Origin of the sequence: Tissierella pigra (genome assembly GCF_018917845.1) — a bacterium.
GTDB lineage: Bacteria > Bacillota > Clostridia > Tissierellales > Tissierellaceae > Tissierella > Tissierella pigra.
In genome coordinates this window covers 3214049-3238464 of the sequence record NZ_JAHLPJ010000001.1, presented here as the reverse complement: position 1 = coordinate 3238464, position 24416 = coordinate 3214049, and the positions used below count along the sequence as shown (strand labels likewise).

Genomic DNA, 24416 nt, shown 5'->3' with positions numbered 1-24416 from the left:
ATTTGAATATACTATATTGAGTTATAATTCAATTAAGGGAGGTAATAATATGTTTTGTCCAAATGGAATGCCTTATACTATTAAGGCGGGAGATACATTTTATAGAATAGCTCAAACCTACGGTATAACTGTAGATGCTCTAATGCAAGCTAACCCAGGTGTAAATCCAGATAGATTATTTATTGGTCAAGTAATTTGTATACCAACATCAGGACCTACTCCACCACCGACACCAGGAAGTTGTCCTACTTTAAGACAAGGAAGCAGAGGGGCTGATGTAGTAAGACTTCAACAACTTTTATTAGGTCATGGATTTAATCCAGGTGCTATAGATGGTATATTTGGTCCGAATACTCATTCAGCTGTTGTGGCTTTCCAAAGAAGTAGAGGACTTACACCAGATGGAATAGTAGGAATAAATACTTGGACTGCATTGGGAGTAAATTGTTCTGGAGGACCGACACCGGGACATTGTCCAGCAGGAACTTTTGCTTATACTATTAGATCAGGGGATACTCTTTATATCCTTGCACAAAGATACCGTACTACAGTTGATGCAATAATGCGTGTAAATCCAGGGATAAATCCTAATAATTTACAAATAGGTCAAGTAATTTGTATACCTCAACAATAAAATAGAGAACCTAAGGTTCTCTATTTTTTATTCAAAAAACCTTCCAAATAATTGACTTATTTTTTTATATAAGATAAACTATTAGGATAGACTATAGTAAACGAAATTTTTAAATTGACTATATGAAATATTTTGAGGAGGTTTTGGTAAAGTGCCAACTAAATATATATTTGTTACTGGTGGTGTAGTTTCATCTTTAGGAAAGGGAATTACTGCTGCTAGCTTGGGACAACTTTTAAAAAGCAGAGGACTTAGAGTTACTATTCAAAAATTTGATCCTTATATAAATGTGGATCCAGGAACAATGAGTCCATATCAACATGGAGAAGTATTTGTTACAGATGACGGAGCGGAGACAGACTTAGATTTAGGTCACTATGAAAGATTTATTGATGTAAATTTAAGTAAAAATAGTTCAGTAACTTCTGGTAAAATTTATTGGTCTGTACTTAATAAGGAAAGAAAAGGGGAGTATGATGGAAGAACAGTTCAAGTAATTCCCCATATAACAAATGAAATCAAAGAAAGAATCATAAGAGCATCTAAGGAAAGAGATGTAGATGTTGTGATCACTGAAATAGGTGGTACAGTAGGAGATATAGAGTCTTTACCTTTCTTAGAGGCTATTAGACAGATTAAATATGATGTAGGTAAGGAAAATGTAATGTATCTACATGTGACTTTAGTTCCATATTTATCTAAAGCTGGAGAACTAAAGACTAAGCCTACACAACATAGTGTAAAGGAATTAAGAGGTCTTGGAATTCAACCTGATGTTTTAATCTGTAGAACCGAAGTTCCTATTGCTAAGGATTTAAGGGATAAAATAGCCTTATTCTGTGACCTAGACCCATCAGAAGTAATAGAGAATAGTGATGCCGATACTATATATGAAATTCCTTTAATGCTTGAAAAGGAAGGACTTCCACAATTAGTTATAAATCATTTGAATTTACAATGTGATGAACTAGATTTAACAGAGTGGAATAAAATCGTTGAAAGAGTAAATAATCCTCAAGGTCATGTGACTATTGGTCTAGTGGGTAAGTATGTTGAACTGAAGGATGCTTACTTATCTGTATCAGAATCCTTATGTCATGGTGCTATTGCCAACAATATAAGTGTAAGTATAAGATGGATTCATGCAGAAGAAATAAATGATGACAATGTAGAAGAACTTTTATCTGATGTAGATGGAGTTTTAGTTCCTGGTGGTTTTGGAGATAGAGGAGTAGATGGAAAGATTTCTGCTATAAGATATGCTAGAGAAAACAAAGTCCCTTATTTAGGTATATGTTTAGGTATGCAGTTGGCAGTTGTAGAATTTGCTAGGAATGTGGCGAATCTAAAGGATGCACATAGTTCAGAATTAAATTCACAAACAGATTATCCAGTTATTGATTTAATGCCAGAACAAAAGGATATAGATACATTAGGAGGTACATCTAGATTAGGATTATATCCTTGTAAAATTAAGGAAGATAGCAAGGTTTTTGAAATATATAATGATGAAATTATATATGAAAGACATAGACATAGATATGAATTCAACAATGAATATAGAGATATGCTTATTGAAAATGGTTTAGTTATATCTGGTACATCTCCTGATGAAAGATTAGTAGAGATAATAGAATTGAAAAATCATCCATGGTTTGTAGCAGTTCAATTCCATCCAGAGTTCAAATCAAGACCAACGAAGGCACATCCATTATTTAGAGAGTTTATTAAAGCAACTATGAAAGATAATGAATAACTAATAGTTCCGATTTTTGATCTAAATATTATTATCCACTGTGAATAGTAATTACTAAATCAAAAATCGGAATTACTGTAAATAAAGGAGGTTATGAAAATGAAAAGTGTAAAATTGAGAAAAGGCATGACCACTATTTTAGCTTCAGCAATATTAATATCAGGGATTCCAAGTTATGGTGCAGCACCAAGATTTAAAGATGTTCCTGCCAGCCATTGGGCTTATAGTTATGTGGAGAATATGGCAAAGTTAGGCTATATTTCAGGAACTACCAGTACAACATTTTCTCCTCAAGGAAGTTTAAACTTTGATGCAGCTATGAGTTTAGTTGCCAGACTTTCTAATCCTAGTGAAGCAGAAAGAACTAAAGCTTTAGATGGTTATGATGATTTATTAAAGGAATTGAAGATAGAATCATGGGCAAAAGAAGGACTAGCTGTTTGTCTACATAGAGGTATAATTACTGAATCGCAATTAAGAGATGTAAGTAAAAAAGGTCTTGTAAAAAAACCTATTAAAAAAGTAGATATAAGTGAGTATTTAGTAAAAGCCATGGGTTTAGAAGATGAAGCTCAAAGTAAATTAATTGTAGCTTTGCCATTTAAAGATGTACTTAGTATTGAAGCACGTCAAGCTAAATATGTACAGGTATTACTTGATGCAGGAGTTTATGATGCTAAGGGAAATGGAGATGGTACTTTCAAGCCAAATTCTTCTTTAACAAGAGATGTAATGGCAAAGATGATGTCAACTGCATATGATTATATGGAGAATAATGGAATATCAACTACTCCAACTAACCCTACTTCACCAGAGACACCAGACTCAACAGAAACAGACAGCGTAAGTGGACAGATAAAGCTACTTACTGAAGGAGGAGCAGAGAAGCTTGTAACAATTACAGATAAAGTAAAGGGACAGGCTACTTATAGATTATCCAATACATCTGTAATAACTGTAGATGGTAAAAGTGTTTCTTATGCTTCTTTAGCTGAAGGACAAGAAGTAGAACTAGAATTAAAGAGAAATACAAATCAAATAGTAAGTCTTAAAGCTAAATCCATAGAGGAAAGTGTATCTGGTAAGATTAAATCCATAAATGCTAGTGGTCTAAGGATGACTTTAGAATATACAGAAGGAAGCAAGACTCTTTCTAAGGAATTTAATGTAGATAAAAATGCACAAATATATTTAAATGATAAATCTGCAAGTTTAAAGGACTTAAATGAAGGAGATTTAATAGAAGTAAAAAGTAGCAACAATGTAATCTACGATATTGAGGCTATAAGCAAAATCAAGAAAGTAGAAGGTACTATAAAGGAAATAACTAAGGTAAAAGATAGTAAAGATGGAGAATATGATATTACCATAGTGGATGATAAGGATAATGTATATGAGTTTATAATAAACGATAAATCTTATATAACTAGAAACAATAGAAAAGCAAAAGCAGAGGATTTAAAAGTAAAAGACGATGCTTATGTTGAAGCTGAATACAACATAGTAAAAGATATAGATGCTGAAGTAGTTAAGAAAAATATAAAAGGTCAAATTGTAGAACAAAGTACTAGGCTTCATCAAAGCATAGAAATAACAGTATTAAACCAAGATACTAAAAAAGAAGAAAAGTATGCTTTAAGTAAAGATGTGTATATTAGAGTAGATAAGACAGTTACAAGTCCAATAGATTTAAAAACAGGATATTATATAGAAGCTGTTACAGAAGGTGATGAAATCATTGAAATATCAGCAGACTCTAAAGGACTGGAATCTACTTTACTAGGTAAAATTGATTATATCAACACTAGAAATATGGAGATAATTTTGATTATAGAAAACACAGATTTAGATGATTCAAAATATGGTGATGAAATAACAGTACGTGTTAAAAAAGATGCTATTATAGCAGATAGATCACTTAAAGCCATTTCTCTATCACATTTGGGAAGAGGAGATAAGATTCTTATAGCAGGAACTTATGATGGATTCTATTTTGTAGCAGATACTATACAATTAAGATAATAAACCTTGGGGAACTTTAAGTTCCCCAATAATTAAAAAACTAATAATTGGAAGGCAATTCCAATTATTAGTTTTTTTATCTTTTAAACTATTCACTTTTCACTCTTAGTTATTCACTGTTTTTATTCCGTTCTGATCGCTTCTAATGCTGATAGATTCATGGCACGTCTTGCAGGGAAGTATCCTGATACTATTCCTATAAGAGCCGAAAACACCATAGATGCAAGTATTAACCATAGGGGTATTATGGATATTTTAGTGGAACCAGAGCCAATGGCTGCACCAAATTTCACACTAAGCTTATTTATAACGAAGGATATTAAATAGGAAAACCCTACTCCAAATACTCCGCCTGTAAGTCCAATTAAGGCTGACTCAAATAAGAATAATCTCTTTATATCCTTTAAGGAGGCACCTATTACTTTCATTATACCTATTTCCTTAGTTCTTTCATAAATACTCATTACCATGGTGTTTGTAATACCTATGGCTGCAACTAGTAATGATACTGCCCCAATTCCACCTAGAACTGCTTGAATTACTGCGGCTTGTTTTTTCATAGATTCTAGTTCATCATTTAAACTATAAGCCTCATAGCCCATGTCCTTAATGGTTGTTTGCACTTCTTGGACATTTTTCATGTCATTTACTTTAACGTTTATTTGATCATATCCACTATTCTTTTTACCTGGTTGTGGTTTTTGATTTTCTGATTTTTCTTTTTCTTTTATAAGTTGTTGTAAATCTTTAAGAGGCATATATATTCCATAGTTGGTTTCCCAGTTTCCCTCTGTTAAAACTCCGGCTACTTTAATTTTATATTCCTTATAATTTACCTTTTGCTCTCCTGGAGTAGACCAGCCATAGTTAGGATCTAGTGTTAGAGTCATTCTATCCTTCATAAGATTGATTTTTGGTTCTCTATAGGTTCTTGCCTTAGGTTCGTAGAAATTATTCTGCATTTGACCTCCAAATACTACAGTAAGGGTATCCTTATTGTTTAAAAGTCTACCTTCAGCAGCTTCGAATCCAAAGTCTTCCATGGAATCAGGGTCTATTCCTTTAATGGAACCTGATGCAACATATCTTCCATTTATAATAGAACCATAAACTTGAAGTGTAGGGCTTACGGCTACTACATTAGTCAAAGTCTTAAAGGATGCTACGGCTTTATCATCTAAAGGCATTTCTTTTTTCCCAGGTTGGGGAGCCTCCCAACTTTTACGAACATTGACGGTAGTTAAACTACCCCACTGGGCAATTTGTTCTTCAAAGGCTTTACTCATTCCAAATCCTAGACTAAGCATTACTATAATAGAACTTGCACCTATGATTACTCCAAGGACTGTAAGAAAGGTTCTTAGTTTTCTTCTCCACAGATTTTTAAATCCCATTACGAATAAATCTATATTACTCATCTAATGCTTCTTCCTTTTGTTTTTTCTTTTTCTTATAAAAGAAATATCCGCCAACAGATGCTGCCACTATGGCTAAAATAGACCATAGCCATTTTGAAGTAAGGATTCCTTTAATTCCACCTTGATTCATATTATCTTCTGGTGGGAATTCTCCGGGAAACTCCTCTGCTGGAGGCATATCCGTTACATTTAGTGTAAATTCTTTTCTTAATTCTTGAGGTTGACCTGTGGAGTCCTCATATGTGAAAACTACTGCTCCAGTTAACTCTCCTGGTGCATTTGGAATTACCGTTCCTTCAAAATATTCACTGCCACCACTATCAAAATTACCTACATAATAGCTTCCATTTTCTGTTTGGAAATCTCCTTCTAATTTAACCATCATATTATATAATGTAACTTTACCTGTATTATAAAATTCTAAAGACACAGGTAAAGGCTGACCTACTGATGCTTCAGGATAAACACCTAGTTCGCCAGTTTCAAGTCTTGATTGTTGTACTACAGGTACTCCTATTAACTCAACATCTTTTAATTCTGTACCATCGTTATCTTCATATTCAAAGTTAGCTGTTATAATATGAGTTTTTGCCACAGCATCGGGAACTGTAAACATAGTAATGGTTTTTTCTACTCTGCCTTTAGGGGCTATGGAGTCAATATAGAATGTATTGGAACTATCTACTGGTGTAAATGCAGAACTGCCAGCTTTCTGATTATCATTACTTCCAGCTGCTTCTGCTGTTAAAAATATTTTTATATTTTTAACAGTTTTTTTACTAGATGTATTATAGAAGGAAAGAGTCATTTCAAAGTTTTCTCCTGCCTTAACTAGCTGTGGGTCAAAACTATATTTGTCTATGATTAATTTTGGTTTTCCTTTAGTTGGATCACCTTTTTCTGGAGCTACTACAAATACTCCAACAAATTGATTTACAGTATCTTCTTTTCCTAAATCGTCTGTATATCTAACTGTGATTTCTATAGGATAGTTTTTAGTTTCAGCTGCCTTTGTACTTAAAAATTTAAACTCTAAGTCTTGAGAATCCTGTGGAGCCAGTGAATTTAATTTTACTATACTTACAGATTTAGGCACTACTCCTGATGGATCTGTACTTTTAGCTTCCACGATTATATCTTTTGCATCTGATTGACCTTGGTTTCTAATACTAAAGCCTACAGTTATTTCTTTGTTTTGTCCAATTGAACCTGTTGGATAATTTAGTTTCTCAATTATTAAATTAGATGATTGACCTTGATTTCCAGCAACTGTTATAAAGAAATTACTTTCATCAGTTATGGTTTCACCTTTTTTATCTTTATAAGATAAGATTAGTTTTAGCTCATGATTTCCAGAGGATATTTTTTTTGATGATTTTAATTCAAAATACACATATTTTTTACCTCCAGAATTTATAGATTGTATAGTTTTACTATTAACTCCATTGGCTAAGGCAAATCCTTCTCCAGATAGTCCACCTAAAGATACTTTAATGTCTTCTGCTGTAGCATTACCGTTATTTGCTAAGTTGAATCCTACTGCAATAACTTCCCCTGCTTGGACAGTCGATGAAGGCATTATATCTACTTTGTCTACTATAAGCTGAGATGAAGTTTTATCTTGAGTAACACGTATATTTATAGTTCCTTTTGTAGTGTATTGCTTTGGTGCTAGTTCTTCTTTTTCATAGATGATTTCGCCAGTTTCTTCATCTTTTATGATATTGCCTTCCTTATCTTTAGAAGGCACATCACGATAATCAGATTCACCATAGTAAGTGATTTCAATTGGTAAAGAATAATTTTTTCCTTCTGCATCTGGGTCTATTTTTACTCTATATGATAAAGTTCCACTTTCACGATCTCTCATACTTCGTATACTATCAAAGGAAGAACCATCTACATATACCATTCCAGTAGAGTCTCCACTAAGGTTACCAGTAACATCTGTGGCATAGCCATAGCCCGTATTTTTAAGGTCTACAGATATGGATATACTTTCACCGGGCTTACCTTGGTAAGTAGTTGAATTGGAAATTATTATATTAGGGTCACCTCTATAGGCAAATCCCATACTTGGAACTTGTAATATAACCAAGATTGCTGCTAAAAAAATACTTAAAAATCTTTTCATCTAATTTGCTGCCCCCTTTATTATGTTTTCATTTTCTATGATTTTTTCTATATGTCCATCCCTAAGACTAACTACTCTATGGGCATAGTCTGAGATCTCTACATCATGGGTTACTATTATTAAGGTTTGTTTAAGGTCATAGGCCATACCAGTGATTAAATCCATGATTTCCAGTGTAGTTTTAGTATCTAGATTTCCTGTAGGCTCGTCTGCAAATACTATGTCAGGTTTGCCTACAAAGGCTCTTGCAATACTTACTCTTTGCTGTTGTCCCCCACTCATTTCAGAGGGCTTGTGATGAAGTCTTTTCTCTAAACCAACGTCTACTAAGATTTTTTCTGCTAATTTTTCTCTTTCCGATTTAGGTACTCCTTGAAATGTAAGACCTAAACTTACGTTTTCTAAAGCTGATAAAGTTGGAATTAAATTATAGGACTGAAATACGAAGCCTACATATTTTTGACGAAACTTGGTTATATCTCTTTCGTTCATTTTGTGTATTTTATATTTCCCTATGGTTATTTCACCCTTAGTAGGTTTTTCTAGTCCAGCCATCATATTTAATAATGTAGATTTACCTGAGCCAGATGTACCTAAAAGACATATAAATTCCTCTTTTTTTATGGATAGACTTACGTCATCTAAAGCAATAATTTTTTCGTCTCCCATTTTATAGACTTTTCTCAAATTTTTTAATATAATTAAATCATTCAAAAATAGATTCACCTCCAATTAAATACTATTAATTATATTTTATCATAACATGTAATATTAAATAGTTACAATATTATTAAAGTTTAATGTTGAATATTACTATTTATTAAGAATTCTAAATCTGAATTGTGAACTGATTATCAATATGATATAATAAGCTTAAATAAAATTTCTCAAGGGGGTTCACTATGGAAAAAGCTATGATTAGACTTAGAATGAGTACACAGGATGCTCATTATGGTGGAAACTTAGTAGACGGTGCTAGAATGTTGGCATTATTTGGAGATGTTGCTACGGAGTTACTTATTAGACATGATGGAGATGAGGGGCTGTTTGTAGCTTATGATAAAGTAGAGTTTACAGCACCAGTATATGCAGGAGATTATATTGAAGCAGTAGGAGAAATTGTAAAAGTAGGAAATACTTCTAGAAAGATGGTATTTGAAGCTAGAAAAGTAATAGTACCAAGAACAGATATAAGCGACTCTGCTTGTGATTTATTAGAGGAACCATTGGTAGTATGCAGAGCAGAAGGAACTTGTGTAGTACCTAAAGATAAAATAAGAAAATAAAGAAAACAGTGAATAATGAAAAGTGAAAAGTGAATAGTTTAAAGCGAAGCTTTGGGGTCTAATTAATTGCTTCCAATTTATTGGAAGCTCCCATAACTATTCACTAGATAAACAAACTAAGCGATGCACACAAAATTGAAAACCACAATTTTGGTACTCTGCTTATATTAGTTATTCACTATTCACTATTAACTATTCACTAATAATAAGGGGGGCGTTTTTATGGAAAAATTAATCATTACAGCTGCTATTTGTGGTGCCGAGGTAACTAAGGAAAATAATCCAGCAGTTCCTTATACTGTAGAAGAAATAGGTAGAGAAGCAGAATCAGCTTATAAAGCAGGGGCTAGTATAATTCACCTTCATGTTAGGGAAGATGATGGAACACCTACTCAAGATAAAAATAGATTTAAGGCTTGTATGGATGAAATATTAAGAAGATGCCCAGATGTTATAATCCAACCTTCCACAGGTGGAGCAGTTGGTATGACTGATGAAGAAAGACTTCAACCAACAGAACTAGGGCCAGAAATGGCAACCTTAGACTGTGGTACTTGTAACTTTGGTGGAGATGAAATATTTGTAAATACTGAAAACACTATAAAAAACTTTGGTAGACTTATGATTGAAAGAGGAGTTAAACCAGAGGTTGAAGTATTTGATAAGGGTATGATTGACTATGCCATTAAATATGCTAAACAAGGATTTATAAAAGAACCAATGCACTTTGACTTTGTATTAGGAGTACAAATGGCAGCAAGTGCAAGAGATTTAGTATTTATGGTAGAGAGTATACCACAAGGCTCTACTTGGACAGTAGCAGGTATTGGCAGACATGAATTCCCTATGGCAGCTATAGCAATAGCTATGGGTGGTCATGTTAGAGTAGGTTTTGAAGATAATGTATTTATAGACAAGGGAGTATTGGCTAAATCTAATGGAGAATTAGTAGAAAGAGTTGTAAGAATTGCAAAAGAATTAGGACGAGAAATAGCTACTCCAGATGAAGCAAGAGAAATACTAGGTCTAAACAAAAGATAAAAAATAACTCCGATTTCTGGTGATACTGGAAATCGGAGTTATTTTGGAATAAGGAGGAAGGATATTATGGAAAAAAGAGTAGTGATTGCCTTAGGAGGAAATGCTATACTTCAACCTAAGCAGGAACCAAACTATGAAACTCAATTGGAAAATGTAAGAAAAAGCTGTGAAGTACTTGCAAAGCTCGTAGAAGAAGGTTATCAGCTAATAATCAGTCATGGAAATGGACCACAGGTAGGTAATCTCCTTAGACAAAATGAGGAGGCTAAGGAAGTCGTACCTCAAATGCCATTAGATGTACTAACTGCTGAAACTCAAGGATTCATTGGATATATGATTCAACAATCATTAAAAAATGAACTAAACAAATTGGGGATAAATAAAGAAGTTATAACTTTAGCCACTAGAGTGGAAGTATCAAAGGATGATGAAAAGTTTAAAGACCCAAGTAAACCTATAGGTGCATTTTATACAGAGGAAGAGGCTTTAATTTTGAAAGAAGAAAAGGGATGGCTATTAAAAGAAGATTCAGGAAGAGGATTTAGAAGGGTAGTAGCTTCACCTAAGCCTATAGGAATTTTAGAAAAGGAAGTAATAAAAAAATTAGTGGATGATGATGTTATTGTAATCGCAGGAGGTGGAGGAGGTATTCCAGTAATTAGAGAAGAAAATGGAACATATTCTGGAATAGAATCTGTAATAGATAAGGATTTAAGCAGCTGTAAATTAGCAGAGGAAATAAACGCAGATATATTTATGATTTTAACAGATGTAGATAATGCTTATATTAATTATGGAAAACCTGAACAAAAATCCATAGAAAAAATTCAGGTATCTGAACTTATGAACTATATAGAAGAAGGACATTTTGCTAAGGGAAGCATGGGTCCAAAGATAGAAGCCGCTCTACAGTTTGCGAAAACTGGTGGAAAATCCCATATATGCTCACTATTCCAAGCTAGGCAGTCATTAAAAGGAGAAAGCGGAACCATAATATCTAAGTAAATAGTTTGAATTTGTAGCTGTAATACTTTAGAAATTTGATATAATAGTATATAATAAGAAAAGTTCATTGAAATATTTATTGAGGAAGCTTTTCTGGAAACTTGTTTATGGAGAGTTTTTAATTTAGGTAATAAAGAGGTGGAATTTACCTATTTATTATAATGAAAATGGAGGTTGTATTAATGTTAGTTACGGGAAAAGAATTATTGTTAGATGCACAGAAAAAAGGATATGCTGTAGGAGCTTTTAATATTAATAATATGGAGATAATTCAAGCTATTATTGAAGCAGCAGAGGAAACTAATTCTCCAGTTATACTTCAAGCTAGTCAAGGTGGCATTAAATATGCAGGAATCGAGTATATATCGGCTTTAGGAAAACTTGCAGCTAGAAATGCTAAGGTTCCAGTAGCACTTCATCTAGACCATGGTACAGATTTTGATCAAGTAATGTTATGTATTAGACATGGATTTTCTTCTGTAATGATTGATGGTTCTAGATTCCCATTGGAGGAAAATATTCTTTATACTAAGAAAGTAATAGAAGTGGCTAAAGCTGTTGGAGTTTCAGTTGAGGCAGAACTAGGAAAAATTGGCGGAACAGAAGACCATATTACTGTAGATGAAAAAGATGCTACTTTTACTGATCCACAAGAAGCTTTAAGATTTGTAAATGAAACAGATGTGGACTTTTTAGCCATAGCTGTAGGAACTGCCCATGGAGTATATAAGGGAGAGCCAAAACTAGATTTCGATAGAATAAAGACCATAAGAGAAACCATATCTGTACCACTAGTATTACATGGTTCATCAGGAGTTTCAGAAGAAGCTTTGAAAAAGGCTATTTCTTTAGGAATATCTAAAATAAATATAGATACAGATTTGAGAATAGCTTTTGCTGAAGGAGTAAAAAACTTTATAAAAGACAATCCAGCTAATATAGATCCAAGAAAAATCTTAACACCTGCTAAAGAACAAATGAAAGCAAAGATTAAAGAAAAGATGGAGATATTTGGTTCAGTTAATAAAGCTTAGATTCATTTTGGTTATCCATAACTAGGGGTAGTGAATAGAGTTATTCACTAGAAAAAGAGGGGGAAGATTTATGAAGTTTTTTATTGATACTGCAAATATAGATGAAATAAGAGAAATAAATGAATGGGGAATAATTTCAGGAGTGACTACTAATCCTAGTTTAATTGCTAAGGAAGGAAGAGATTTTAAAGAGGTTGTTAAAGAAATTGCTGAAATAGTTAATGGACCCATTAGTGCAGAAGTTATTTCTTTAGAAAAGGATGGTATGTTAGAGGAAGCAAGGGAACTTGTTAAGATTCACAAAAATATAGTAATAAAGATTCCTATGACTAAAGAAGGATTAAAGGCTGTAAAGGTCTTATCATCTGAAGGAGTAAAGACCAATGTAACTTTAATTTTTTCTGCTAATCAAGCATTATTGGCAGCTCGTGCAGGAGCTACTTATGTAAGTCCTTTTATTGGCAGACTTGATGATATAGGAAATGAAGGAATATCTCTTATTGAGGATATAGTAAATGTATTTAATGTTCATAATATAGATACTGAAATAATTGCTGCAAGTATAAGGCACGGTATTCATGTATTAGATGCGGCAAAAGCAGGAGCTCATATTTCAACTATACCTTATAAGGTATTTTTACAAATGTTAGACCATCCTTTAACTGATATTGGTATAGACAAATTTTTAAAGGACTGGGATAGTTTACAAACTAAATAGGGAGTGTTAAAATGGATAGAAACTTGGCTTTAAATTTAGGAAGAGTAACTGAAGCAGCAGCATTAGCCAGTGCAAAATTTTTAGGCAGAGGAGATAAAAATGCTGCAGATCAAGCTGCTGTTGATGCCATGAGAAGAATGTTTGATACTGTAAATATAGATGGAGTAGTAGTTATCGGTGAAGGAGAAATAGATGAGGCTCCTATGTTATATATTGGAGAACAAATAGGGATTGCAGGACCTGATAGTTTAAAAATAGACATAGCTGTAGACCCTCTTGATGGAACTAGTTCCATAGCCTTTGGTAGACCAGATGCTGTTTCGGTTGTTGCCATAGCTCCAAGGGGCTGTATGCTTCATGCACCAGATACTTATATGAATAAAATTGCAGTAGGTCCAAAGGCTGCAGGAGTTATAGATATTAAAAAGCCTATAGAAGAAAATATTGCCAATGTTGCTAAGGCTTTAGATAAGGATATATCTGAGGTTACTATAACTATGCTTGATAGACCAAGACATGATAAATTAGCAGAAGATATAAGAAAAGCAGGAGCTAGAATTAGAATGATTACTGATGGAGACGTAATAGCTGCTATTAACACTTGTTTTGAAAATACAGGAGTAGATATGATGGTAGGTATAGGAGGAGCTCCAGAAGGGGTAATTACTGCTGCTGCTCTAAAATGTATGGGAGGAGAATTTCAAGGAATTCTACATCCTGCAACTGATGAACAAAAACAAAGATGTATAGAAATGGGTGCTGATTTAAATAAAGTATATAAAACAGATGACCTTGTAAAAGGAGATGAAATAGTCTTTGCAGCAACAGGAGTATCCCATGGAGAGTTACTTCAAGGTGTTAAATACTTAGAAAACAATGTTGCAACTACTCATACTTTAGTTCTTAGGAGAGAAACAGGCACCATTAGATTCATAGAGGCAACACATAAGTTAGACAAGAAACCTGAATACGCGAAATAAATTTCTAAAGGAAATTTATAATTGTAAATTTTGAATGTTGAATTGTGAATTAAAACCTCATACTTAAAAACATTATGTTTTTAAGTATGAGGATTGGTTTTAATCTTTTCCATTCAAAATTCACAATTCACAATTTAAAATTGGCGTAAGCCTAGGAGGTGTTATATTTGACGGAGCAGGAACTGTCAGGGAAAAAGATTAGTGAATTACGAGAAATTGCAAAGCTTCAAGACATAGCTAGTCCTTATAAGTATAAAAAGGATGAGTTAATCGATATAATACTTCAAAGTTATGTATTAGAAGAAAAGGAAAGTAATATGGAAGAAAATAAAGAAGATATTAGAACAAAAGTTATTAACACGGAAAAATTACCTGAAAAAGTAGCAGAAGGATTAGAGAATATGGAGGTTATAAACACTGCTGAAGGAATCCTTGAGTTACATACAGATGGATACGGATTTTTAAGATCAGATAACTACCAATCAGGTGACGAAGATATATATATTTCTCCTTCACAAATAAGGCGATTTAGATTAAAAACAGGAGATAAGATATTTGGAGTAACACGTGACCCAAATCCCGGTGAAAGATATAAAGCTCTTCTATATATTAAATCTGTCAATGGAATGCATCCAGAAACGTCTATTAAAAGACCTAATTTTGATAATTTAACCCCCATTTATCCAAATAAAAGATTAAAACTTGAGACAAATTCATCTGATTTATCCACTAGAATGATAGACTTAATTGCACCTATTGGAAAAGGACAAAGAGGAATGATCGTTTCTCCCCCAAAAGCCGGAAAAACATCTTTACTCAAAATGGTTGCCAATAGTATATCGGAAAATCATCCAGAGGTGGAAATAATTGTATTACTAATAGATGAGAGACCAGAGGAAGTAACAGATATGAAAAGGTCTGTAAAAGGTGATGTGGTTTACTCTACTTTTGATGAGCAACCTCAACATCATACTAAGGTTGCGGAAATTGTCCTTGAAAGGGCAAAACGCCTTGTGGAGCATGGGAAAGATGTGGTTATTTTATTGGATAGTATTACAAGATTGGCTAGAGCTTATAACTTAACTATTCCAGCTACAGGGAGAACCTTATCAGGAGGATTAGACCCTGGAGCATTGCACAAACCTAAGCGATTCTTTGGTGCAGCAAGAAATTTGGAAGAAGGCGGTAGCTTAACTATTTTAGCCACAGGTTTAGTAGAAACTGGAAGTAGAATGGACGATGTTATATTTGAGGAATTCAAAGGTACAGGTAATATGGAAATACATCTAGATAGAAAGTTGTCTGAAAAGAGAATTTTTCCAGCAATAGATATTAATAAATCAGGTACTAGGAGAGAAGAGCTACTTCTTTCTCAAAAAGAACTTGAGACAATCTGGGGCATAAGAAAAGCTCTAGGTAATGCTCCTACGCAGGATGTAACTGAGACTTTAATAGATTCCTTACTAAGGTCTAAGGACAATGAACAATTTATAAATGAAATGAGAAATAAAATTTGGTTATAGTTGAAAACTAAAATAATATATGCTATAATTTAATGGTTGAATTATAGAAAAATGTTTTTTTGCTATAGACTAGCAGTCGGAAAGAGGTGAAAGGAATGAAAGCGGATATTCATCCAAATTATAATGAAGTTAATGTTACTTGTGCTTGTGGCAATACATTTAAAGCAGGTTCAGTTAAAGATGAACTAAAAGTAGAAATCTGTTCAGAATGTCACCCATTCTTTACAGGCCGTCAAAAATTTGCTGAGCGTGGCGGACGTGTTGAGAAGTTTAAGAAAAAATACAACAGAGACTAATTTTGTCAAAAAAACTAGGTTAGATGCTATAGCAACTAACCTTTATTTTTTATGACCTTTATGACCTAACCCAGTGAAGGAGCGTAGCGAGTGAACTGTAGGTAGGTCAAACGCAACGAGAACCAAATCTATGGGAGTGTAACGAGCAAATAAATTGGAGTTTGAAACTGCGTAACCAGACTGAGAGCTAGAATCAGCTTAAATAATAGATCGAGTAGGTCAAAAGCAACGAGAACCAAATCTATACGAGTGTAACGAGTAAATAAATTGGTGTTTGAAACTGCGTAACCAGACTGAGAGCTAGAATCAACTCAAATACCAGAACAAGTAGGTCAAACGCAACGAGAACCAAATCTATACGAGTGTAACCGAGCAAGTGAATTTGAGCTTCAGTACTGCGTAACCAAACTTAGAACTACAATTAACTTGAATAATAAAAAAGCAGTGAATAACTAATAATAAATAGTTATGGTAGTTTCAAGTAAACTTGAAACTATTAGCTAGAACTTAGAATTTCCCTTTAAGCCGTTCACTATTAGTTATTCACCAAAAAAGAGGGGTGAGTATATGAAAATAAAAAATATAGATAGAGTGCCAAAACATATTACAAGTATTGGCGGTCAAGCCTTAATTGAAGGAGTTATGATGCGTGGGCCTAAGGAGATTGCAATGGCTGTTAGAAAGCCAGATAAGGAAATTGAAATAAAGGTAGAGAAACTCCAAACTTTAGGGATGAAATATAAAATATTTAAACTACCTTTTATAAGAGGGGTAGTAGGGCTAATAGAAGCAATGCTATTTGGTACCAATGCACTGATGTACTCAGCAGAATTCTTTGAAGAAGAGGAAGAAACTAAGGAAAGCTTTACAGAAAAGATATTTAAAGATAAGGCTAAAGATGTAGAAATGATTTTTGCAGTAGTTACTTCCTTAGTTTTAGCTGTAGGTTTATTTATGATTTTACCTACTATTTTGACTAATTTCTTTAAGACAAAGATACAGAGTTCCATAGGGCTAAATCTTTTAGAGGGATTAGTTAGAATAGTTGTGTTTTTAATATATATAATTGGAGTATCTAAATTAGAAGATATAAAAAGAGTCTTTGAATATCATGGTGCAGAACATAAAACCATTCATTGTTATGAAAATGAAGAAGAATTGACTGTAGAAAATGTAAAGAAATATCCAATTCTTCATCCTAGATGTGGAACTAGTTTTTTGTTTATGGTTATGATAGTCAGTATTTTGGTTCTTTCATTTTTTGGATGGCCGAATCCTTTACAAAGATTTTTAGTGAGAATCCTAATGTTTCCTGTAATTGCAGGTATATCCTATGAAATAAATAGATTAATCGGAAAGAGTAGTGGTAAATTGGCGTATATCTTATCCTATCCAGGACTAATGATTCAAAAACTGGCAACTGTAAGGGAACCAGATGGAGAGCAGATTGAAGTGGCTATAGAATCTTTAAAGGCAGTACTGACGGATAATAAGGAAGAGGATAAATGGTAACTATAGATGAACTGCGTAGGAAATATAAGGACTTCTCATTGGAAGGAATTTTAATCTTATGTAAACTACTAAATGTGGATAAATCCTATATCTATACCTATGGAGAAAAACAGGTTTCAAAAGAAATAAAAGATAAATTTATATATTTTATGGAAAATATAATTAAAGGGTATCCTATTCAATATATCCTAAAAGAAAGAGAGTTTATGGGACTAGAATTTTATCTAGAGGATGGAGTTTTAGTCCCTAGACCTGATACTGAAATTTTGGTAGAATATGTCATAGATTATATAAATAAAAGATATAATGGCAAGAATATTGATGTACTAGATATTGGAATAGGCAGTGGTGCAATTTCATTAAGTATTGCTAACTATTGTAAGGATGCAGAGGTTTATGGTATAGATATTGAAGATATTCCTATTAAGGTAGCAAATATAAATAAGGAAAAGTTCGATCTAACTAACGTAAACTTTTTTAAAGGCGATTTATTTAAAGCCTTAGACGGATTGGATTTAAAGTTTCATATAATAATGTCTAATCCTCCATATATAGCTTCAGAAAAGATAAAAGATTTAGATATTAAAGTAAAGAATTTTGAGCCAAGAATTGCATTAGACGGTGGAATGGACGGATTAAATTTTTATAGACAGATTACAGCGGAAAGCAAGAGATATTTAGTGGATAATGGACTTTTAATATATGAAATAGGATTCGATCAGGGAAAATCTGTTAGCGATATTTTGATAAAAGAAGGTTTTAGTAATGTTTCCATATTAAAAGACTTACAAGGACTAGATAGAGTAGTCTATGGTACTAAAGGGTAAAGGTGGTGCTTTAAGTGGAATTATTATTTAAACTATTTTGGTCATTTTTTAAAATAGGTGCATTTACTATTGGTGGTGGATATGCAATGCTTCCACTAATTCAAAGGGAGGTCGTAGAAGAAAATAATTGGCTTACATCAGATGAATTTGTGGATATATTGGCTATAGCAGAAGTGACTCCAGGACCTGTAGCTGTAAATACCAGTACATATGTGGGCTACAAGAAAGCAGGTCTTAAAGGTGCTTTAGTATGTACATTAGGAACTATCCTTCCTTCATTTATTATTATACTTTTGATTGTTATATTTTTCTGGGGGTATAGAGGTAATCCTATTATAGAAAAGGTGTTTTTAGGAATTAGACCAGCTGTATCGGCTTTAATATTTTCTGCTGTATATAAGTTAGGAAAAACTATGAAGCTAAATAAAACTATGATAATAGGAGCATTACTTACGATATTTTCTATACTATTTCTAGATTTAAGTCCAATAGTTATAATCCTTATTTCCTCTATTGGCTCAATAGTTTATTTTAAAAATAAGGAGAAAAAGATATGAATATACTTAAACTTTTTATATCTTTTTTAAAGATAGGTGCCTTTAGTTTTGGTGGAGGCTATGCTATGTTGCCTCTAATACAGAAAGAGCTAATAGATGTTCATGGTTGGATAACTACAAAAGAATTTATAGATATATTAGCTGTAGTAGAAATGACACCGGGGCCTATTGCTATAAATTCTGCTACATTTTTAGGGTATAAGGTAGGAGGATTCTTAGGTTCAGTTGCAGCAACAGTTGGTGTAGTATTACCATCTATAGTTATAATACTTATAATTGCCCATTTTCTATCTAAGTTTAAAAGTTCGCCTTATGTATCTTGGGCATTTACAGGAATAAGACCAGTGGTTTTAGGATTAATTACATCTGCTAGCTTGACAGTTGCTAAGGATGCAATTATAGATATAAAAAGTTTTGTATTGATGGCAATACTTTTCTATTTAACATCATTCAAAAAACTGCATCCAATATTGGTTATTGTATTAGCAGGAGTAGTGGGGGTATTTATATATTAATTTCAAAATTGAAATTGTAGAAGGAGGAATAATATGTTAGATAAATTGGCTTCAATTGAAGCTAGATATAATGAACTTGGTGAAAAAGTAATAGATATGGAAGTAATAAACGATAGAGAATTATGGCAAAAACTTATGAAGGAACATTCAGATATTGAACCTATAGTATTTAAGTACAGAGAATTTAGAGAAACTAGAGATGGTTTAGAAGATGCTAAGGAAATGCTTAGAGATAAGCTAGATGATGAAATGAAGGAATTAGTTAAGGAAGAAATAAAGGAATTAGAAACAAACTTACAGGCTATAGAAGAAGAACTTAGAGTATTGCTTATACCAAAGGACCCTAATGACCACAAAAACGTTATAGTGGAAATAAGAGGTGGAGCTGGTGGAGACGAGGCAGCTTTATTCTCAGGAGTATTATTTAGAATGTACTCAAGATATGCAGAGAGAAATAGATGGAAAGTAGAAGTAATGAGTAGTAATGAAATAGGTATAGGTGGGTTTAAAGAAGTAATATTTATGATAAAAGGTAAAGGTGCATATAGTAGATTAAAATATGAATCAGGAGTACACAGAGTTCAGAGAGTGCCAGAAACTGAGGCTAGTGGTAGAATTCATACGTCTACTTCTACAGTTGCGGTGTTACCAGAAGCTGAAGATGTAGATATAGAAATTCAAGAAAAGGATTTAAAAATAGATATTTATAGATCTTCAGGAGCAGGTGGACAGCACGTTAACACTACAGACTCAGCAGTTAGAATTACACATATACCAACAGGAGTAGTAGTTGCCTGTCAAGATGAAAGAAGCCAAATTAAGAATAGAGAAAAGGCAATGAAAATACTTAAAACTAGGATTTATGATCAAATGTTAATGGACCAAGAAGCAGAAATTGCACAGGAAAGAAAGGGGCAGGTAGGATCAGGAGATAGATCCGAAAGAATTAGAACCTATAATTTCCCTCAAGGAAGGGTAACTGACCATAGAATTAACTTAACACTGTATAAATTAGATGCTTTCGTAGATGGAGACTTAGATGAAATGATAGATTCTTTAATCACATCAGATCAAGCAGAAAAGTTAAGTGGAGAATAAAAAAATCGACTTTGGTAGACCAAAGTCGATTTTTTTATAATACTGAAAACCCCTTAAAATCTTGTTTAAACGCTAAATCTGAGGTATGATATAACTAAGTAGAGTAGAGAGGTGAATAAGTTGGCAGAAGAATTCAATAAACTAAACAATGAAGGAATACAACGTACAGAGTTGCATCGTAAGATTTGGGCAATAGCTGATAATGTACGCGGTGCAGTAGATGGATGGGATTTTAAGCAATATATTTTAGGAATCCTTTTCTATCGCTTTATTTCAGAAAATATGACTGATTTCTTTAATAAAACTGAACATGAAGCAGGTGATTTAGACTTTGACTATGCAAAGCTCTCTGATGCAGAGGCAGAACAAGATTTTCGACCTAATACTGTGGAAGAAAAAGGTTTCTTCATTTTGCCTAGCCAGTTATTTGAAAATGTAGTAAAGACATCTAAAACTAATGAAAACTTAAACACAGATTTGGCAAATATATTTCGCCGTATAGAAGCAAGTGCTATAGGTTTCTCATCTGAAGGAGATATTAAAGGTTTATTTGATGATTTGGATATGACGAGTAATCGTTTAGGTGGAACAGTTGCTGAAAAAAATAAACGGTTAGCAGATATTCTTATAGGCATCTCTGAAATTAATTTTGGTAAATTTGCAGAGAATGATATAGATGCTTTTGGTGATGCATATGAATATTTAATTTCTAACTATGCAAGTAATGCTGGAAAAAGCGGGGGAGAATTTTTCACCCCACAGACAGTATCAAAACTATTAGCTCGTATCGTTATGGAAGGGAAAGATAAAATTAATAAAGTGTATGATCCAGCATGTGGAAGTGGATCGTTGCTTTTACAGATGAAAAAACAATTTGAAAAACATATTATTGGAGAAGGTTTTTTTGGTCAGGAAATCAATATGACTACTTTTAACTTAGCTCGTATGAATATGTTTTTACATAATATCAATTATAATTATTTTAGTATCAGGCGTGGAGATACTCTATTAAATCCTCTCCATAAAGATGAAAAACCCTTTGATGCTATCGTATCAAATCCGCCTTATTCCATAAAGTGGATTGGTGATGATGACCCCACTCTTATTAATGATGAGCGTTTTGCTCCAGCAGGTAAATTGGCACCTAAATCAAAAGCAGATTTTGCCTTTATTATGCATAGCTTAAACTATCTTTCAAGCAGAGGAACAGCCGCAATTGTATGCTTCCCAGGAATATTCTATCGTTCAGGTGCAGAAAAAACAATTCGGAAATATCTAGTAGATAATAATTTTGTGGATTGTGTAATATCTTTGCCAAGTAACCTTTTTTTTGGTACAAGTATTGCAACTAATATATTGGTTCTTGCCAAAAATAAAAAAGAAAATAAAACTCTATTTATTGATGCCAGTAGCGAGTATAAAAAAGAAACCAATAACAATGTATTAACTGAAGCAAATATTGAAAAAATAGTATCTGCTTTTCGAGATAAGAAAGTACAAGAACATTTTACCAGGTTAGTCGATAACGGTGAAATTGCTGAAAATGATTATAATCTATCTGTTTCAAACTATGTTGAAAAGAAAGACACAAGAGAAAAAATTGATATTGCTAAATTAAATGCTGAGATTACTGAGACTGTTATTAGAATTGATGAACTTAGAGCTGCTATTGATGAAATTGTAAAGGAGCTGAGTAAATGACTAATGAAGTAATTATTTATAACACAGAGGATGGCTTGACAAAAATCGAGCTATATTTAAAAGATGGCACTGTATGGTTGTCTCAATTAGAAATAGCAGAACTTTTTCAAACAACAAAACAGAATATTAGCAAGCATATTAAGGCAATTTTAGATGATGGAGAACTAGAGGAGAAAGTGGCTGTCAACTATCAGTTGATAACCACTAAACATGGAGCAATACAAGGGAAAACCCAGTCAAAGTCGGTGAAGGTTTATAATTTAGATATGATTCTTGCAGTTGGTTATCGAGTAAGATCAATACGTGGAGTACAATTCAGAAGATATGCTTCAACGGTCTTGAAAGAGTATCTTATCAAAGGTTATGCTATGAATGATGAACGTCTAAAGAATCTTGGTGGCGGAGATTATTTTAAAGAATTACTGGATAGAATTCGTGACATCCGTTCGAGTGAAAAAGTCTTTTATCGTCAAGTTTTAGACCTATTTGCAACAAGCAGTGATTATAATAAAAACTCTGCTGAGGCTAAACTATTCTTTGCTACGGTCCAAAATAAAATGCATTTTGCTATACATAACCATACAGCCAGTGAGTTAATATATTCACGTGTAGATAGTGATAAAGAGTTTATGGGGCTTACTATCTTTAAAGGAGAACTACCTACTTTAAAAGAGGCAAAGACAGCAAAAAATTATCTGAGTGAGGCAGAATTAAAAGGTCTAAATCAGTTGGTCTCGGGATATTTGGATTTTGCTGAAAGACAAGCTGATAGGCGAGTGGTTATGACCATGAAAGACTGGATAAACCACGTTGATAGTATCTTGCAAGCTGGCGGTGAAGATATATTAAAAGATAGCGGAAAAATATCACATCGGAATATGATTGATAAAGTAGAAGTGGAATATAAGAAATACAAGCAAAAAACAGTTACACAGGTTGAAAAAGATTACTTGGAGGAAATCAAGCGTATAGGAAACATGGCAAAAGTAGGGGGAAATAGTAATGACCAAAATAGATGATTTATTAAAAGATATTAAAGTTGAGTGGAAGACACTTGGTGAAGTTGCAAAAGATAAGTTTTGGATAATGCCATCTACTCCTAAATATATAAGTGGAGAAGAAATACGATATATAACATCAAAAAATATTAGAAATGGAACTATAAATTTTAATAACTCAAAATATATTTCAAATAATGATTATATAGAAATATCAAAGAACAGAGAAATTATGTGTAACGATATTTTGATAAGTATGATAGGAACCTTAGGTGAAATAGCGATAGTTAAAGAAGAAGATTTACCTTTTTATGGACAAAACATGTATCTTTTAAGATTAGATATGGATTTGATTAATATAAGATATTTTTATCATTTTTTTAATTCAAAAATTATCAAAACATATTTGCAATCAATTAAGAATAATTCCAGTCAAGGATATTTAAAACAAAAACACATTGATAATATCAAAATTCCCATTCCACCGATAGAAATTCAAAAAGAAATTGCCAAAACACTTGATAAATTCACAGAATATGTTACAAAACTAACCGTAGAATTAACTACAGAATTAACCACAAGAAAAAAACAATATAGTTATTATCGTGATTTGTTGTTAAGTGAAGAATATTTGAATAGAATCTCTAGTAAGCTAATGCTTGAGGAGGATCAGAGTAATGAAGTTATTCAGACAACCCTTGGGGAAATTGGCAAATTTATTCGTGGCAATGGTTTGCAAAAGAAGGATTTTACAAAGGATGGTAAACCAGTTATACATTATGGACAAATTTATACAAGCTATGGGTTTTCCACTGCGAAAACCATATCATATACTAGTGTTGAAACTTTTTCGAAATTAAAAAAAGCAAAGCCTGGAGATATAGTAATGGCTACAACATCAGAAAATGTGGAAGATGTCTGCAAATCTGTAGTATGGCTAGGGAATGAAGAAATTGGAATTTCTGGAGACTGCTATATTTTTAGCACTGATCAAAACGCGAAATATTTAGCTTACTTCTTTCAAACCATAGCTTTTCAAGTTCAGAAAGAACGCAAGGTTACTGGAACAAAGGTTATTCGTGTTAATGCAAAGGATATGGAAAAATTTAAAGTTTTTCTTCCACCAATACATATTCAGCAAAACGTCGTAGAAATATTAGATAAATTTCAGGAGTATATGAATGATATAAATGGGCTATTTCCAGAAGAAATTGAACAAAGAAAAAAACAATATGAATATTATCGTGAAAAACTATTGACATTCCATGAGGAATATGATAAACACACACACACACACACACACACACACACACACACACATAATACCTAATAGATACTTTGAACTATTGGAAACTGCTGCT

22 protein-coding genes are annotated in these 24416 nt (G+C 32.9%); 19 read left to right on the top strand and 3 right to left on the bottom strand.

The features are described 5' to 3' along the window. The first annotated feature begins 49 nt into the window (after nt 1–49). The 3 genes from KQI41_RS15910 to KQI41_RS15900 all read left to right on the top strand — a co-directional run bounded on the left by KQI41_RS15910 (nt 50) and on the right by KQI41_RS15900 (nt 4412). Nucleotides 50–634: a LysM peptidoglycan-binding domain-containing protein gene (locus KQI41_RS15910; RefSeq protein ID WP_216585668.1), complete on the top strand. Its 585-nt coding sequence runs from the start codon at nt 50–52 to the stop codon at nt 632–634. Nucleotides 635–785: 151 nt separating this feature from the next. After that, on the top strand, nt 786–2390 hold the full coding sequence (locus KQI41_RS15905) for a CTP synthase (protein ID WP_216585667.1): 1605 nt from the start codon (nt 786–788) through the stop codon (nt 2388–2390). Between the two features lie 99 nt (nt 2391–2489). Next, nucleotides 2490–4412 carry an S-layer homology domain-containing protein gene (locus KQI41_RS15900; RefSeq protein WP_216585666.1) on the top strand — a complete coding sequence of 641 codons (1923 nt, stop codon included), beginning with the start codon at nt 2490–2492 and terminating at the stop codon, nt 4410–4412. 122 nt (nt 4413–4534) lie between these two features. Here KQI41_RS15900 and KQI41_RS15895 read toward each other — a convergent pair whose 3' ends face one another. From KQI41_RS15895 to KQI41_RS15885, 3 genes are read right to left on the bottom strand one after another with little or no spacing between them, the layout of a single operon-like run. Further along, nucleotides 4535–5830, bottom strand: a complete 1296-nt coding sequence (locus tag KQI41_RS15895) for an ABC transporter permease (protein WP_154438499.1) — start codon at nt 5828–5830, stop codon at nt 4535–4537. After that, nucleotides 5823–7964 (bottom strand): COG1361 S-layer family protein, encoded by a 2142-nt coding sequence (locus KQI41_RS15890; RefSeq protein ID WP_216585665.1) that lies wholly within the window; start codon nt 7962–7964, stop codon nt 5823–5825. The genes KQI41_RS15895 and KQI41_RS15890 overlap by 8 nt, the downstream gene beginning before the upstream one ends. Then, nucleotides 7965–8678 carry an ABC transporter ATP-binding protein gene (locus KQI41_RS15885; protein WP_425335892.1) on the bottom strand — a complete coding sequence of 238 codons (714 nt, stop codon included), beginning with the start codon at nt 8676–8678 and terminating at the stop codon, nt 7965–7967. Nucleotides 8679–8866: 188 nt separating this feature from the next. On the opposite strand from KQI41_RS15885, the gene kal reads away from it, so the two are divergent. The 16 genes from kal (at nt 8867) to KQI41_RS15805 (ending at nt 24385) form a co-directional block, all read left to right on the top strand. After that, on the top strand, nt 8867–9250 hold the full coding sequence (kal, locus tag KQI41_RS15880; RefSeq protein ID WP_216585664.1) for a 3-aminobutyryl-CoA ammonia lyase: 384 nt from the start codon (nt 8867–8869) through the stop codon (nt 9248–9250). A 222-nt stretch (nt 9251–9472) separates the two neighbouring features. After that, the gene (gene kce / locus KQI41_RS15875; RefSeq protein ID WP_216585663.1) at nt 9473–10291 is read left to right on the top strand and encodes a 3-keto-5-aminohexanoate cleavage enzyme; all 819 of its coding nucleotides are present in this window, start codon (nt 9473–9475) and stop codon (nt 10289–10291) included. Nucleotides 10292–10357: 66 nt separating this feature from the next. After that, on the top strand, nt 10358–11296 hold the full coding sequence (gene arcC / locus KQI41_RS15870; protein WP_154438492.1) for a carbamate kinase: 939 nt from the start codon (nt 10358–10360) through the stop codon (nt 11294–11296). Between the two features lie 182 nt (nt 11297–11478). Then, nucleotides 11479–12330 (top strand): class II fructose-1,6-bisphosphate aldolase, encoded by an 852-nt coding sequence (locus tag KQI41_RS15865; protein ID WP_154438490.1) that lies wholly within the window; start codon nt 11479–11481, stop codon nt 12328–12330. A 70-nt stretch (nt 12331–12400) separates the two neighbouring features. Further along, nucleotides 12401–13048 carry a fructose-6-phosphate aldolase gene (fsa, locus tag KQI41_RS15860; protein WP_216585662.1) on the top strand — a complete coding sequence of 216 codons (648 nt, stop codon included), beginning with the start codon at nt 12401–12403 and terminating at the stop codon, nt 13046–13048. 11 nt (nt 13049–13059) lie between these two features. Next, nucleotides 13060–14028: a class II fructose-bisphosphatase gene (glpX, locus tag KQI41_RS15855; RefSeq protein WP_154438486.1), complete on the top strand. Its 969-nt coding sequence runs from the start codon at nt 13060–13062 to the stop codon at nt 14026–14028. 167 nt (nt 14029–14195) lie between these two features. After that, nucleotides 14196–15551, top strand: coding sequence for a transcription termination factor Rho (rho, locus tag KQI41_RS15850; protein ID WP_216585661.1), 1356 nt, complete (start codon nt 14196–14198; stop codon nt 15549–15551). 95 nt (nt 15552–15646) lie between these two features. Next, the gene (gene rpmE / locus KQI41_RS15845; protein ID WP_154438482.1) at nt 15647–15847 is read left to right on the top strand and encodes a 50S ribosomal protein L31; all 201 of its coding nucleotides are present in this window, start codon (nt 15647–15649) and stop codon (nt 15845–15847) included. A 567-nt stretch (nt 15848–16414) separates the two neighbouring features. Next, nucleotides 16415–17359 carry a DUF1385 domain-containing protein gene (locus KQI41_RS15840; RefSeq protein ID WP_216585660.1) on the top strand — a complete coding sequence of 315 codons (945 nt, stop codon included), beginning with the start codon at nt 16415–16417 and terminating at the stop codon, nt 17357–17359. Then, on the top strand, nt 17353–18186 hold the full coding sequence (gene prmC / locus KQI41_RS15835) for a peptide chain release factor N(5)-glutamine methyltransferase (protein WP_216585659.1): 834 nt from the start codon (nt 17353–17355) through the stop codon (nt 18184–18186). Before KQI41_RS15840 ends, prmC begins: the two co-directional genes overlap by 7 nt. 14 nt (nt 18187–18200) lie before the next feature. Continuing rightward, nucleotides 18201–18743: a chromate transporter gene (locus KQI41_RS15830; RefSeq protein WP_216585658.1), complete on the top strand. Its 543-nt coding sequence runs from the start codon at nt 18201–18203 to the stop codon at nt 18741–18743. Then, the gene (locus KQI41_RS15825; protein ID WP_216585657.1) at nt 18740–19258 is read left to right on the top strand and encodes a chromate transporter; all 519 of its coding nucleotides are present in this window, start codon (nt 18740–18742) and stop codon (nt 19256–19258) included. The genes KQI41_RS15830 and KQI41_RS15825 overlap by 4 nt, the downstream gene beginning before the upstream one ends. A gap of 33 nt (nt 19259–19291) precedes the next feature. Next, nucleotides 19292–20356: a peptide chain release factor 1 gene (prfA, locus tag KQI41_RS15820; protein WP_216585656.1), complete on the top strand. Its 1065-nt coding sequence runs from the start codon at nt 19292–19294 to the stop codon at nt 20354–20356. 120 nt (nt 20357–20476) lie between these two features. Further along, nucleotides 20477–22057: a type I restriction-modification system subunit M gene (locus KQI41_RS15815; protein ID WP_216585655.1), complete on the top strand. Its 1581-nt coding sequence runs from the start codon at nt 20477–20479 to the stop codon at nt 22055–22057. Nucleotides 22058–22092: 35 nt separating this feature from the next. Further along, nucleotides 22093–23076, top strand: coding sequence for a virulence RhuM family protein (gene rhuM / locus KQI41_RS15810; protein WP_229768456.1), 984 nt, complete (start codon nt 22093–22095; stop codon nt 23074–23076). After that, nucleotides 23060–24385 carry a restriction endonuclease subunit S gene (locus KQI41_RS15805; RefSeq protein ID WP_216585654.1) on the top strand — a complete coding sequence of 442 codons (1326 nt, stop codon included), beginning with the start codon at nt 23060–23062 and terminating at the stop codon, nt 24383–24385. Before rhuM ends, KQI41_RS15805 begins: the two co-directional genes overlap by 17 nt. The last annotated feature ends 31 nt before the right edge of the window (nt 24386–24416 follow it).

What these genes read in the sequence shown, in the direction of transcription:
- fsa (WP_216585662.1), top strand. Translation starts at nt 12,401, where the DNA reads ATGAAGTTTTTTATTGATACTGCAAATATAGATGAAATAAGAGAAATA.
- KQI41_RS15895 (WP_154438499.1), bottom strand. Translation starts at nt 5,830, where the DNA reads ATGAGTAATATAGATTTATTCGTAATGGGATTTAAAAATCTGTGGAGA.
- prmC (WP_216585659.1), top strand. Translation starts at nt 17,353, where the DNA reads ATGGTAACTATAGATGAACTGCGTAGGAAATATAAGGACTTCTCATTG.
- KQI41_RS15805 (WP_216585654.1), top strand. Translation starts at nt 23,060, where the DNA reads ATGACCAAAATAGATGATTTATTAAAAGATATTAAAGTTGAGTGGAAG.
- glpX (WP_154438486.1), top strand. Translation starts at nt 13,060, where the DNA reads ATGGATAGAAACTTGGCTTTAAATTTAGGAAGAGTAACTGAAGCAGCA.
- KQI41_RS15890 (WP_216585665.1), bottom strand. Translation starts at nt 7,964, where the DNA reads ATGAAAAGATTTTTAAGTATTTTTTTAGCAGCAATCTTGGTTATATTA.
- KQI41_RS15910 (WP_216585668.1), top strand. Translation starts at nt 50, where the DNA reads ATGTTTTGTCCAAATGGAATGCCTTATACTATTAAGGCGGGAGATACA.
- KQI41_RS15865 (WP_154438490.1), top strand. Translation starts at nt 11,479, where the DNA reads ATGTTAGTTACGGGAAAAGAATTATTGTTAGATGCACAGAAAAAAGGA.
- arcC (WP_154438492.1), top strand. Translation starts at nt 10,358, where the DNA reads ATGGAAAAAAGAGTAGTGATTGCCTTAGGAGGAAATGCTATACTTCAA.
- kce (WP_216585663.1), top strand. Translation starts at nt 9,473, where the DNA reads ATGGAAAAATTAATCATTACAGCTGCTATTTGTGGTGCCGAGGTAACT.
- prfA (WP_216585656.1), top strand. Translation starts at nt 19,292, where the DNA reads ATGTTAGATAAATTGGCTTCAATTGAAGCTAGATATAATGAACTTGGT.
- kal (WP_216585664.1), top strand. Translation starts at nt 8,867, where the DNA reads ATGGAAAAAGCTATGATTAGACTTAGAATGAGTACACAGGATGCTCAT.
- KQI41_RS15900 (WP_216585666.1), top strand. Translation starts at nt 2,490, where the DNA reads ATGAAAAGTGTAAAATTGAGAAAAGGCATGACCACTATTTTAGCTTCA.
- KQI41_RS15840 (WP_216585660.1), top strand. Translation starts at nt 16,415, where the DNA reads ATGAAAATAAAAAATATAGATAGAGTGCCAAAACATATTACAAGTATT.
- KQI41_RS15825 (WP_216585657.1), top strand. Translation starts at nt 18,740, where the DNA reads ATGAATATACTTAAACTTTTTATATCTTTTTTAAAGATAGGTGCCTTT.
- rpmE (WP_154438482.1), top strand. Translation starts at nt 15,647, where the DNA reads ATGAAAGCGGATATTCATCCAAATTATAATGAAGTTAATGTTACTTGT.